The organism is Candidatus Methylomirabilota bacterium (genome assembly GCA_003104975.1).
GTDB lineage: Bacteria > Methylomirabilota > Methylomirabilia > Methylomirabilales > Methylomirabilaceae > Methylomirabilis.
In genome coordinates this window covers 34,418-47,751 of sequence record PQAM01000010.1, presented here as the reverse complement: position 1 = coordinate 47,751, position 13,334 = coordinate 34,418, and the positions used below count along the sequence as shown (strand labels likewise).

10 protein-coding genes are annotated in these 13,334 nt (G+C 60.6%); 3 read left to right on the top strand and 7 right to left on the bottom strand.

What is annotated here, in order from left to right:
- Positions 1-111: 111 nt before the first annotated feature.
- The 6 genes from C3F12_07065 to C3F12_07040 all read right to left on the bottom strand — a co-directional run bounded on the left by C3F12_07065 (position 112) and on the right by C3F12_07040 (position 5,871).
- Entirely contained in the window at positions 112-351 is a 240-nt protein-coding gene (locus C3F12_07065; GenBank protein ID PWB45839.1) for a hypothetical protein, read from the bottom strand.
- Positions 351-767: a VapC toxin family PIN domain ribonuclease gene (locus C3F12_07060; GenBank protein ID PWB45838.1), complete on the bottom strand. Its 417-nt coding sequence runs from the start codon at positions 765-767 to the stop codon at positions 351-353. The genes C3F12_07065 and C3F12_07060 overlap by 1 nt, the downstream gene beginning before the upstream one ends.
- Positions 764-1,027, bottom strand: coding sequence for a hypothetical protein (locus C3F12_07055; GenBank protein PWB45837.1), 264 nt, complete (start codon positions 1,025-1,027; stop codon positions 764-766). The genes C3F12_07060 and C3F12_07055 overlap by 4 nt, the downstream gene beginning before the upstream one ends.
- Before the next feature lie 61 nt (positions 1,028-1,088).
- Positions 1,089-1,784 (bottom strand): hypothetical protein, encoded by a 696-nt coding sequence (locus tag C3F12_07050; GenBank protein PWB45836.1) that lies wholly within the window; start codon positions 1,782-1,784, stop codon positions 1,089-1,091.
- 5 nt (positions 1,785-1,789) lie between these two features.
- The gene (locus C3F12_07045) at positions 1,790-3,322 is read right to left on the bottom strand and encodes an Rne/Rng family ribonuclease (GenBank protein PWB45835.1); all 1,533 of its coding nucleotides are present in this window, start codon (positions 3,320-3,322) and stop codon (positions 1,790-1,792) included.
- Entirely contained in the window at positions 3,319-5,871 is a 2,553-nt protein-coding gene (locus C3F12_07040; GenBank protein ID PWB45834.1) for a B12-binding domain-containing radical SAM protein, read from the bottom strand. Before C3F12_07040 ends, C3F12_07045 begins: the two co-directional genes overlap by 4 nt.
- 177 nt (positions 5,872-6,048) lie before the next feature.
- Between C3F12_07040 and C3F12_07035 the strand changes: the two genes are divergently transcribed.
- The 3 genes from C3F12_07035 (at position 6,049) to C3F12_07025 (ending at position 10,486) form a co-directional block, all read left to right on the top strand.
- Positions 6,049-6,555: an inorganic diphosphatase gene (locus C3F12_07035; GenBank protein PWB45833.1), complete on the top strand. Its 507-nt coding sequence runs from the start codon at positions 6,049-6,051 to the stop codon at positions 6,553-6,555.
- Entirely contained in the window at positions 6,524-7,735 is a 1,212-nt protein-coding gene (locus tag C3F12_07030) for an MFS transporter (protein ID PWB45832.1), read from the top strand. Before C3F12_07035 ends, C3F12_07030 begins: the two co-directional genes overlap by 32 nt.
- Positions 7,736-7,930: 195 nt before the next feature.
- Positions 7,931-10,486 carry a hypothetical protein gene (locus C3F12_07025; protein ID PWB45831.1) on the top strand — a complete coding sequence of 852 codons (2,556 nt, stop codon included), beginning with the start codon at positions 7,931-7,933 and terminating at the stop codon, positions 10,484-10,486.
- Here the strand turns inward: C3F12_07025 and C3F12_07020 are convergent.
- Positions 10,483-13,146 carry a hypothetical protein gene (locus tag C3F12_07020; protein PWB45830.1) on the bottom strand — a complete coding sequence of 888 codons (2,664 nt, stop codon included), beginning with the start codon at positions 13,144-13,146 and terminating at the stop codon, positions 10,483-10,485. The genes C3F12_07025 and C3F12_07020 overlap by 4 nt on opposite strands.
- Positions 13,147-13,334: the final 188 nt, after the last annotated feature.

The following is a 13,334-nucleotide window of genomic DNA, read 5'->3' as shown; positions in this document are numbered from 1 at the left end:
TCGATCGTATTCTACCAGTAGTTGGGCGTATCGCTTGATGTCGATCTTCACGATACCCGGTACATGCTTGAGGTCTGCATCCAAGACCCCACGGGTCTGGGCTCACCCCCCTCAGAGATAGATCGGGACCTGATGGTCGACGGCAAATTGGAACAGCTCGTCAAGGGGCGGAAGTCCGTAGGGCTTGACGTGCTGTCGCAGTTCCGGCTTGATCAGCACCGTGGCATCGAGCGCCAGGACGATGCCGACATCGATCCCCGACTCCTTCGCCCCCTTCGCCACAAAAAACGGCATCGCCGCCCGCGTGGAGTTATCGTACCCATGGGTTGCCGTAATCAGTAATCTCACCATCACCCTCTCTCCGTATATTTCCCTCCGGGGAATACCTGAAAGCCTTCTCGCTCAAAGTCTTGGTCAAAGGCCAGCGCCGTCCGGACGCCTCGCCGCCGCATCACCAAAAAGCTGACCTGATCTACCAGACTTACGCGCCGCTTAGCAGATTCGGTTAAGCAACGAACAGCCTCCCCATGAGTCGCCTCGTCTATCCAATCGATATCAAAGACACGACAGTCGTGGGCCAGCTTCAGGGCCGCCGTCATGCCGAGCCGACTCTGGATCAGGGCCATGGTCTCGACCAGTACGTAGTTGTGCGTGAGAATCCTCTCGCCCATGTCGAGGAGTGCTTCGAACCGTTCCTTAGCGCGCTCATGTTGAGGGTCCGCCTGGTCGGCCATGGCGTAGATCGCCGACGTATCCAGAAAGATCATCGACGATGCTCTTCCTTCAGGGCCTCAGCCAGCGCCTCGTCGTGACGTTCCGAAACCGGCGACAATCGGCCTTGACGGGAGCGCCCCGCGCCGATGAAGGTGAAGTCTTTAATGGTAGGCTGCTGTGTGGTTGTGCTCGTTCCGAGCGATCGGGCCATCAACTCACGGGCGAGAGAGGACATGGAACACCCTTTTTCAAAGGCCCGTCTTCGTAGGGCCTCATAGGTCCGCTCGTCGAGTTGAATTTGGGTCCGCTTCATCACGCTCCTCCGCAAGGATCAATCCAACAACAGTATGTCAGCATGCCGGCATGATGTCAATTCACAGGTTTAACCGCGGGGTTGACTCCCACTCCCGGACGGCATTAGTCCAATGACAGAAGCCGCATGTCGATGAGGCGGCCGGTGCGGGGCCGCGAAGCGTCGCGACGGCGTCTTTCACAAGCGCCTCGGCGGCGGCGGGATCGGTCGGTACCTCCTGGACGTCGACCTGAAACTGAATGAGACCGTGCGCTTTGACCTCGACCGGATGATAGTAGATCAGATATGCAAGCCGTTTGGTCTGATGGCCATTGTCTTCCAACAGGAGCGTGTAGAGGTTCATCTGGTCCTGATAGAAGGTATGGCTATCGGCCTTCGGGGCATACCCACGGGTCTTGTAGTCCAGCGGATAGTAGAGGCCGGCCACATCGACCAGGCACTCATCCAATGCGCCCATCACCTCAACATCCGTCCAGGCCGTCGCAGCGCGGATCCCGCGTCGCCAGTCGCGCCATTGATCGATGGTTCGTGAATCCGGAAGTAATCTCCCAGGGAGCCTCCCTGTGACTTCAGGCGGCAGCTCGCCGCGCTCCCTGAACCGGTCGAAGTAGCGTTTGAACAGGAGGTCCAGCCCGCCGGGAAGACTGGGAAAGATCGTATCTGGGCGCTTGATCCCGGCGTTCAGCTCCAGCCAGAAACAGCGGGGGCATTCGCGATATAATCCGAGGCGGCTGTTAGAGAGGATCAGGCGCCTCATGCGCCCTACCCCTCCAGCAACTGGTATTTCCCTGGCGTCAACGTTTCTTCCGGCACCAGGACGATCTCTCCGGCATAGGTCTGCTGCAGCGCCTCGATCACCTCGCCGTCCTCCGCCTGGAACCAGCCGATCAGGTCGGGATGGGCCCGTACCCGGATCAGGGGGATCCGCTTGCGGGAGAGCCGCCACTCCACCTCCCGCAGGACCTGATGGGCGATGGATGGCGTTGAACGGATATAGCCGAGACCGCCGCAGACAGGACAGGAGGCGCTTAATGCCTTGTTCAATCCCTGGCGGACCCGCTTCCGCGTCATCTCGACCAGCCCCAGTTCCGACAACAGCGAGACATTAGTGGGAGAACGGTCCGGCTTCAGTACCTCCTTCAGCTCCTGCAGTACCCGATCCCGACTCTCCTGCCGGGCCATGTCGATGAAGTCGATGATGATGATCCCGCCCAGGTCCCGCAGGCGCACCTGCCGCGCGATCTCTCTTGCCGCCTCCAGGTTGGTCTTGAGGACCGTCTCCTCAAAATCGTGCTTGCCGACATATTTGCCGGTATTGACATCGATGGAGACCAGCGCCTCGGTCTCCTCCAGGACGATGTAGCCCCCGGATTTGAGCCAGACCTTGTGGCGCAGCGCCTTCTCGACCTCTCGCTCGATACCGAACGATTTGAAGATCGGCTCGTCCTCTGTGTACAGGAACAGGTGGGACTTCAGGTCCGGGTGGAGCGACTCGGCATACTCCAGGCACCGGTCGTATTCGGTCGGACTATCCACCACCAGGCGAACGACCTCTTTTGTAAAGAGGTCGCGGAAGATCCGGAAGATCAGGTCCAGATCCTTCTGCACCAACGCCGGGGCAGCGAGGGTCTCGGCCCGGCTCTTGATCTTTTTCCATAACGATCGAAGAAACTCGAGATCGGCCTCGATCTCCGCCTTCCCCTTCCCGACCCCGGCCGTTCTGACAATGACTCCCTCGCGTTCGGGGTTGATCTCTTCAATGATGGCCTTCAGTCGGGAGCGTTCCGCCTCATTTTCAATCTTCCGCGAGACCCCGACGTGCTGTTCGGTCGGCATGTAGACCAGGTAGCGGCCGGGCAGGGTGATGTGCGACGTAATCCGCGCACCCTTGGTCCCAAGCGGCTCTCTGGCCACCTGCGCGACGATCTCCTGCCCCTCCTTCAGCAGCTCCTCGATGCTGGCCTGCTGACGGCGGCCTCGGGTGAAGGTCGGCCTCGGCTCCTCGGCAGCAGCCTCCGCCGGCTCCCCCTCCTCTCCCATGGTCAGCAACTGCTCATACTCCTCCACGTCCTCAAAGATGTCCCGGACATACAGAAAGGCGTCCTTGGCCAGACCCAGATCGACAAAGGCCGCCTGCATCCCAGGCAGGATCTTCAGCACACGCCCTTTATAGATATTGCCGGCGATGCTCTTATTCTTTGAGTCGTCGATCAGCAGTTCGACCAGGACACCGTCCTCCAGGACCGCTACCCGGGTTTCTACGATAGACGAGTTGACAATAATCTCACGTTTCATCGGTTGTCATCCAGAATCAGGGCGGTCCGCGCCACGCGTAACCGCGTCTCCCATCCCTCACACATCCCGTTCGGCGCCTCCCGCAGCAGGCTGGTCATGATCGCCTGTGGCCGCACGCCGACGCCCTGGCCCGTTTGCAGACGAAGCGCCCAACAGAGCGCCCCATCCTCTTCGGGGAGCACCGTCAACCCCAGGATCTGCGGCCGGGCATCGACCTCCCTTCGCCCCTCCTTCCGCTCGACACTCACCACGATGCTGGGCCGATCCAGCCACGCATCACAGAGCGCCTGGGCGCTCAACTGCTCAGCGATCTCTGTGCTCATGCCGTCGAGTGGCAGCGACACACGATAGGCGCCCTCCCGCACCGACGTTGTGAGCGACGGCGCCGTTAACGGCACCTCCCAGGCGCGCACCAGTTGCAGGCCGTCCACAAGACAGCGATTGACCCGCGTCGACAACTCCTCCGGGGCCATCGTTGTGCGCAACTCGAGATCCCCCAACTCCGCCAGCCCCTCGACCCCCACCGGCAGCGCCAGCGCGAGCGACAGCTTCGGCTGAGGGTTGAATCCCTGCGAGTAGGCTACGGCGATCCCGGCCCGCCGCAACGCTCGACTCAGCGCCCGCATCACCTCCAGGTGCGACAGAAACCGCAGCATCCCGACCTTCTGAAAGACGAACCGGAGGCGCTGGATGGGCTGGGGGTTGGGGGTTGGGGGCTGGGGGTTAGCCCCACACCTTCCGCCTGCCGCCTGCCGCCTGCCGATGTCCATTCCCACCTGCTCCGCCCAGGCGGGCCAGTTGGGCATACAGATCTCGCCGCAGGCGGTACAGGTCGAGGTGTGGCAATCGACCGTTGTGCGGGCCTCCAACGCCTTCTTGTACTCGCGCTGCAGAAACGCCTTGGTGACGCCGGTGTCGATGTGATCCCACGGTAGCGGCTCATCCGGGTTGCGCGGCCGATTGGCAATCGCCTTCGGATCGATTCCGGTCTCGTCAAATGCCTGCATCCACCGGTCGAACTTGAGATGCTCGGTCCAGCCGTCAAGGCGGCAGCCCAGCTCATAACCGCGCCGGATGGCCGGACCGAGCGACCGGTCGCCCAGCGAAAAGACCGCCTCCAGAAACGAGGATCGGACGTTGTGCCACTTGTACGAGACCCGCACCTCCCGTAATTTCCGCTTCAGGAACTCCTGCTTTTCCTGAAGCAGCTCCATCGGGTCCTGGGCAAACCACTGAAAGGGGGTATGGGGCTTCGGCACAAATGGCGAGGTGCTGACGGTCAGGCCAAACCCTCGCGCAGACTCGGCCCGCGCGATCCGCGCCGATTCCCGCGTGATGCGCACCAGCTCGTCCAGATCCTCTTGCGTTTCGGTGGGGAGCCCGATCATGAAATAGAACTTGACCGATTCCCAGCCTGATTTCGCGGCGTTCCGCACCGCCGTAAAGATCTGCTCCTCGTCGAACCCCTCCTTATTGATGACCTTCCGCAGCCGACGGCTGCCGGCCTCCGGCGCAATGGTAAAACCGGTCTTGCGGACCCGACTGATCTCCTCGGCCACCTGTGGGAATCGGTTGAGGGTTTCCACCCGCAGGGAGGGGAGCGACAGCGAGATCTTCTCCGGCGTAAGCTGATCCATCAGCGACGGCACCACGTCCGGAAGGACTGTCAGATCGGCGATGCTCAATGAGGCGAGCGATACCTCCTCGTAGCCGGTCTGCCGGACCGCCTGCGCGGCCAGCGCCCGGATCTCCTCGGCCGACCGTTCCCGCAGCGGCCGATACAGATACCCTGCCTGACAGAACCGGCACCCCTGCGTACAGCCCCGCATCACCTCGATGCTTACGCGGTCGTGGACGATCTCCATGAAGGGGACCGGGAAGGCGCCGTAGTCGATCCCATCGAGATGGATCGCCGTCCGCTTCCGGATCGTCTCACCCTGGTGGAGCGCCGGGACATAGCAGCCCGGGATTCGCGCCCATGCCTCCAGGAGCGCCTCACGCCGCCCGCCCGACCCCTTCCACGCAGCCGCCGCCTCGCAGATCTCAAGAACCACCTCCTCGCCGTCGCCCAGGACGAACAGGTCGAAAAACTCGGCGATCGGCTCGGGATTGAAGCCGACCGAGCCGCCCCCGATGACGAACGGATCGCCCTCTCGCCGCTCGGCACTCGTCAACGGGATACCGGCCAGGTCCAGCATGTTCAGGATGTTGGTGTACGACAGTTCGTACTGGAGTGTAAAGCCGATCAGATCAAAGTCGGCCAGGCTATAGCCGGACTCGAGGCTGCACAGCGGGATCCGATGCTGCCGCAGGAGCGCCTCCGCATCGGTCCAGGGGGCATAGACCCGTTCGGCCATGAACTCCGGCCGCCGGTTGAGGATCTGGTACAGGATCTTCAGGCCCAGATGGGACATCCCGATTTCGTAGGTATCGGGGAAGGCGAGCGCGATCCTGACGGATGCCGTGGCGGGGTCTTTCGTGACGGCGTTCCACTCCATTCCGATATAGCGGGACGGTTTACTGACCTTGGGCAGAATCTCATCCACCATCGCCTGTCGGAAGCTACGCACCAGCACTCTCCTTTGTCTCGTGCATTCACGCCGTATCGCACAAAATCATACACGAAGGCGGTCTGAAAGGCAATCTTCGGACGTGATCACCGTGAAATCGCTTTCGCAACATGCTGTCACGTGCAATAATGAGCCGCATTGACGGGAGGATCAAGGATGAACTACAAGGGGTTGCCGATCGGCGAGGGCGCGCCGGTCATCGTGAATACGGTTGTGGAGATCCCCTCGGGATCGAGCAACAAGTACGAGTACGACGTCGATCTGGGTGTCTTCAAGCTGGATCGCGTCCTGTACTCGCCGGTCCACTATCCGGCCGACTACGGGTTCATCCCCGGCACGCTTGGTCGCGACGGCGATCCGCTTGATATCCTGATCCTGATCTCGCGGCCGACCTTTCCCGGATGTCTGGTGGAGGCCCGCCCCGTCGGAATGCTGGACATGATCGACGACAAGGGGATCGACGAAAAGATCCTCGCCGTGGCCCATGGCGATCCGCGCTATCAACGGATCGAGGACCTCGCCGGCGTAGAACCGCATGTCCTGAAGGAGATCGAACACTTCTTCAATGTCTATAAAAACCTGGAAGGGCGAACGAGCCTGACATCCGGTTGGCTGGGTCGAGGCGCAGCCCATGAGCGCATCGAAACCTACCGGCTCAGATAGTCGGGGGACTGGTCCGTTCGGCCTCACCCGGAATGTCGTTGCGCTCGGGCTGGTCAGTCTGCTGACCGACGTCAGCTCCGAGATGATCTATCCGCTGCTGCCGCTGTTTCTCACCAGCGTGCTCGGGGCCGGTCAGACCTTTGTCGGACTGGTGGAGGGGATCGCTGAGAGCGCGGCCAGCCTGACCAAGCTGGGTTCCGGCTGGTTATCCGACCGCTTGGGGCGGCGTAAGGGACTAGTCGTCGTCGGCTACGCGCTGTCCTCGGTGGCGCGTCCGCTTGTCGCATTGGCGTTGGCGCCTTGGCACGTCCTGATGGTGCGGTTCACGGACCGTCTAGGCAAAGGGTTGCGAACTCCGCCACGGGACGCCCTGATCGCCGCCTCCACCGATGTGGCCATCCGGGGCAGGGCCTATGGCTTTCACCGCTCGATGGACCATCTGGGGGCGGTCGGCGGCCCAGCCCTGGCCTATGGGCTGCTCCTACTCCTGGACGATCGGCTCCGGATACTCTTCCTGCTCGCCGCAATCCCCGGCATCCTGTCGGTGCTGATCCTGATGCTCCGGGTGAGTGAGGCTCAGGCTGCCTCAGCAACGGCGCCCAAAGCTATGCCGAGGACCGGTCGCCCGGATGGACAACTCACGCGCTTCCTGCTGGTCGTGACGCTGTTCACGCTCGGCAACTCCAGTGACGCCTTTCTATTGCTGCGGGCCCAGGAGGTTGGCGTCGCAGCCATCCACCTTCCGCTGCTCTGGATGTTCTTCAGTCTGGTGAAGGCGGCGACGGGACTGCCGGGCGGGATACTCTCGGACCTTCGAGGGCCGCGCGGCGCGATCATCGCCGGATGGCTGGTCTACGCCCTCGCCTACCTGGGATTCGGCGTCGCCGATCAGCCGTGGCAGATCTGGGTGCTCTTGGGCTTCTATGGTCTGTATTTCGGGTTGACCGAAGGGGGCGAGCGGGCGCTGATCGCCGACTTGGTTCCTCCGGAGCGTCGGGCCTCCGCCTTCGGCCTCTTTCACGCCTGCATCGGGATCGCGGCCCTGCCCAGCAGCCTGCTCATGGGTTATCTCTACCAGACCTTCGGCGCCGGGCCGGCGTTTACCGTCGGCGCCGCCCTGGCGGGTCTGTCGGCCCCCCTGCTCCTGTTGCTGTTGAGGCCTGTAACTCCTCGCGCCTGAAAGAGTGGGGGGACTCTTGTGACCTATTGCAAGCCTAGCGGTTTCATGCTAGAGTAGCTGTATTACATCTATACGGGTTAATTATAGCATATTATGATTAGTATTACTGTTTATTTAGTATCGCTATCTGATCATAACATCAATGATTTGATCACGTTTAATGTGCAGCAACTTGTCTGATCCGGTGAACGTCTGATGGAACGGCTCTTCAAAGGTCTCGCCGCTGTGATGAACAGTTCGACGGCGCGGTCCTCCACCCCGGACCGACTGCTTGGAACCGTGCTGGAGGAGACCTTGCGGGCCATCGACGGCGCGGTCCTTGGCTGGATCTGCCTGACCCGAGGGCTGGCGGGCGCTCTACACTGGTCATCCGTCACCGCGGTGCCTCAGGACTCGGTCTACCTGGCGATCGTCAGACACATCGATAAGGAGATCCCGGCGCCCGCCGCTATTGCCTGCGCCGACTGTGCCTGTCGTCGCTTTCTGACCGGCGACGGCCCGCCCCCCACGTATACGGTTATCGATCACTGCCCGCATCTGACCCTGTTCGAGCCGTCGATCGGCGGTCACGCATGCGTACCCCTCTTTGCGCAAGACCGCCCGATCGGGGTGTTGAGCCTGGCTAAGGCAGGCTCGGCGCCCTTTTCACCCGTCGAACGACTGTTCCTCCAGACCGTCGCCGGCCAACTGAGCGCCGTCTTGGAGAATGCGGTTCTGATGGGCGAGACCCGGGCCAGGCTCAAAGAGACCCAGACTCTGCTCGAGGTGAGCCGTTCCGTCAATTCCACCCTCGACCTGCAAGAGGCTGTCCGACGTATTGCGCGGGCGGTCGCCCGCGTCCTCTCGGCGGACACGGCCGGCGCCTATCTGTTGAACAGCGACGGCGGACAGCTCCTGCCGTTTGCCGGGTATCACCTGCCGACAGCGCTCCTCGATCGCCTGAAATGGACACCGATCCCGGTCAAAGGATTTCAGTTTGTGGAAGAGGCGCTCAGTGCAAAGGCGGCGGTCTACACCAGCGATACTGCCAGGGACAGCCGGGTCGACCACCCGGTGTTTCGCGCCTTTACCTGTAAATCGGCGCTGTTTGTCCCGATGCTGGCGAAACATACGGTCGTCGGCGGCCTCTTCACCATCTGGTGGACGAAGGAGCACCACTTCGCCCAGGAAGAGGTACGGCTGGTCGATGCCATTGCCCGTCAGACGGCTGTCGCCATTGAGAACGCCAAACTGTTTGAAGAGGTTCACACGTATGCTCAGGCGGCCAAGGCGTCGGAGGAGAAATATCGATTGCTGGCCGAACACGTCCGCGACATCATTTACGCGCTGGACGCCGACGGTCGATTTACCTACGTCAACCCCGGGATAGAGGCGATACTCGGCTACGCACCGAATGAACTGACGGATCGCGACTTCATCGATATCCTCACACCAGCCAGCCGCCACCACGTCCTGGAGATCTTTGCCAAGGCGGCCGAGGGGACGGACCCGTTCAACTTCTACGAGCTCGATATGGTAAAAAGAGCGGATGCCGTCTCGGTTCCGTTCGAGATCGGGATGCTCACCACTCGAGATGCCGCGGGTCGGGTGACCGGCTGGCACGGGATTGCGCGGGATCTGACCGAGCGGAAGCGGCTGGAACAGCAGCTTCTTCGGACCGAACGGCTTCGGGGCCTGGGTGAACTGGCGTCCGGGGTCGCCCACAACTTCAACAATGTGCTGGGCGCCATCCTGGGGCGAGCGCAGATCCTGCGTCGGGTCGCCAGGGATGTGGAGGCGCAACGAGGGCTCGAGACGATCGAGAAGGCGGCGCTCGATGGCGCCAACATGGTCCGCCGCCTGCAGCGCTTCACACGGCAGCAACCGGAGGAGGAGTTCTTTCCGGTCGATCTCAATCAGGTGGTCAAGGATGTCCTGGCCATCACCGAGGCCAAGTGGAAAGACGAGGCTAATCTTGACGGCAAGACGATCGAGGTGGCGACCAGCTACGGTCGTATCGCTCCCATTATGGGAAACATCTCCGAACTCCGCGAGGTCCTCACCAATCTGATCATCAACGCCGTGGAGGCCATGCCGAACGGCGGCGTACTCACCGTGAAGACTGAAGAGGTCGACGGGTGGGTCTGTGCCAGCGTATCCGATACCGGAATCGGGATGAGTGAGGAGGTGAAAAGCAGAATCTTTGACCCCTTTTTCACGACGAAGGGGATAAAGGGGACCGGGCTCGGCCTGAACGTGTCGTACGGGATTATCAAAGGACACCGCGGCGAGGTCACCGTGCAGAGTCAACTCGCGCAGGGGACCACCGTCTCGATCAGGCTGCCTATAACCTCCGAATCGGCAGCACCCTCCCAGTCAAAACAGGCGTCGGTTGCCACACCGGGACATATCCTGGTCATCGATGATGATGAGATGGTCCGTGAACTGCTCTCCGAACTCCTCCGTACGGTTGGTCATACCGTCGTTCAAGCCGGTGGCGGCCGGGAGGGGCTTCGTCTATTCCAACAGGCCAGCTTCGATCTTGTCCTGACCGATCTGGGCATGCCGGAGTGTACAGGTTGGGAGGTGGCGTCGGCGATCAAACGGACGGCCCCCCGCACCCCCGTCGCCCTTATTACCGGATGGGCGCTGACGCTTGATCGGACGAAGCTGAAAGAGGCCGGCGTCGATCTGGTCTTAAACAAGCCGTTCCAGGTGGCCGAGGTCATGGCGCTTGTCGCGGAGGGGTTGGACCTCCGCGACAAGATCTAGCCGACACAGACGCGATGCATACCCCGTTCGATGTCTGCCGCACTACGCTGATTCGCCCGCTTGACCAGCCATTCTGAGATGATGGGCCAGATCTCCTGCTGAGCCCGACGGCTCGCGATGATCCGCGCATGACTGTAATCCTCGCCATACCCCTCGGACTTGGCACACAACATCATCTGCTTATCCCGGCCCCCTAACGCATTGTAGAGCCGACGACAGCCTTGATAGGGAGCGATAAACCGATCGCCTCCCCCCGCGAGACAGAGCACGGGCACCCCTATCCTGCTGAGCCCCTCGAGATAGTCGAATCCATCGGTTCCGGTCCATCGACCCTTCCAATTCCAACGAAACCACTGGTTCATCACATCACGAAATTCGTTCTCCGGACCCAGTTTCAATAACGGCCCCGGCGCATACCCGATCAGGTTATTGGCCGCCGCACTGAGGGCGATCTTCGCCCAACCCGACCAGGTAACGCCCGCATCGGTTGCCTGGCTGGCCAGCGTCACGATCCCCTTAATTTGTACGCAGGCTTCGGGGTGTCGCGCCAGGTACATCAGCGGGACAAGGCCGCCCCCGCTGTGTCCGACCCAGAACAGCGGCTTGTCCTGCGTTCGCTCTCGTACGGCACGGAGCGCCGCCGGGACGTCAAACTCGCTGAATCGCTCGAAGTTCGGGCGAGCCGGTCCGATCTCGCTCCGACCGTGACCCCTGAGTTCCAGAATCCAGCAGTCAAAGCCACTTTCGGCAAGATAGGTGGCCAGTTTGGTGCAGGTCTGGGCGTTTGAAAAGGTCCCGTGGGTAAGCAGGACAGGGGTTTCGTGCCAGACCTCGCCGTATATCCTCAACAGCGAGAGTTCGACGCGGTCGCTGGTCAGCTCCCGATACCATAACTGTTCAACCGATTCGCGTCGCCGCAGTGTCATAAACCGATCATCCGTATCGAGGCGTTCGGACATACGCTGCAGTTCCGTGCTGGAAATAGGTGTTGCGGTCAGCCGTTCGGACTTGGCGGCTGGAGTTGCAGGTTGCGACTGAGCCGACGACAACGCCTCTTCCTGAACGGTGGGCGTCTGGCTTTTGTCCTTTCGCATCTCCTCTGTCCGCTCGTGCGCCAGGAGACCCTGGATCAACGGAGTGTAGAATACCCCATCGCTTACCAGCGTGACCTTCTCGTCATCGATCTCAACCCATTGTTTCTCGGCGAGCACCTGCCAGATATCGGCATACTCTTCAAGCAAATTCAGACCAAAAATTTTTTTGTACAGGCGCAGGTCCGCGCTCATCCCCTGAAGCGACTGAAACAGCCAGGCAAGCCGGAGATCCTTGTTGGTATAACGAAACCCTCGCTCAACCGGAAATCGACTCTCGTCGAGTTTCCCAAAGTAGTCTCCCACCTTCAGAGAATTCATATAGGTCCAACCCGGCATCTCGGGGGTCCCAAGAAAGTATGAGACGCCGGCAAACCCCCAGCCCCACATGTCGTACCCGATGAGCCCGTGCGTGTCGTCATAGGCGAAGAATTGACGCATATGTTCTTCAAACCGAAGGTCGCCGGGCTGGTCGTCAGTCGACTTCTCCCAGTCGTAGGCGGTCACCTGTCGGTAACCATGGCTCTCAAGGAACTGCTTGGATGCGTGATAGAACTCAAGGTTCTGTTCGGTAGACGGGAGTTCGTCCCGTCGATGGCGCGCAAAATCGGTCCGGCCGGCCACATTCAGTTCGTAGTGTGTAATGTGTTGCACCCCGGACCGCACGATCGCGTCGAGATCCTTCAGCATCAACGCCATGGTCTGTCTCGGCCACCCGAAGATCAGATCGACGCTGCTCCGGAGCCCCAATTCCTCACACCACTCAAGTGTCTGGAAGGCGTGCTTCGCCTTCTGCTTCCGTCCGCTCAGCTTGATCATCTCGTCGTCGAGTTGCTGGACGCCCATGCTGATCCGGTTGATTCCCGCGGCCTTCATAGCGGCCAGCTTCTCTCTGGTGAACAGTTGGGGAATCCCCTCCAGCGTCACCTCGATGTCCGGAGCCATCGCGGGAAACACGGCCCGCACAATCTCCATCAGTCTATAGTAGTCGTCCGGCCTGTAGAGGTTCGAGGTCCCGCCTCCAAAGTAGATGGTAGCGGGTTGCTCGTCTTCGAAGAAATGCTGGTATCGTCGTCCCTCCCACTCGAGATACTTCAAATAGCGCTCCAGTTGCTCCTGCCCCTGATACACCTCGCTGGGAAACAGGCAGTAACCGCACCGCTCGGGGTTCGTAGGCAGGCAGTAGGGCGTACCGATATACAGGTTGAGCCGCTTCGGTATAGCCGCATTGGCCAACCTTCGCTCGACCATGACCTCCTTTATCGGCACATCCCGCTCCAGCCAAAAGAGCGGGGAGGGATGGGCGTGCAGAACCCTGTTGCTCTGTCGTCTCTTTCGCTGCTTTTCAATGTAGATTCGTATCTCTGTGACTCGATCATCGTGCGCGATATGACCGTTTGCGCTGCTCATGGTGCATCCTCCTTCTGTGTAGCCCACCCTCCGAGCGGAGGGTGGGGATGGCTGGCCGAGATTTGTCCGAATGCGGAACGGAATGGTCCAGCGTTGATCGAGTGAGTGACGTTTTTGGTTGCGAGATGTCGTAATGTGACCACGCGGAGATGCCAACATAATGTAAATGGTCTATTGATGTGGATAGAATGCGCCATTATTTCACCCTATAATATTTATATAGCAATGTTATCATATGCAAAAATAGTGCTAGATCTAATGTGATAGATCGTACCCATCGATTTGATGATTCCAGCGTGGAATGTGATGTGGGAAGAACGGAAAGAGTTGTCGACAGCTATCGGAAG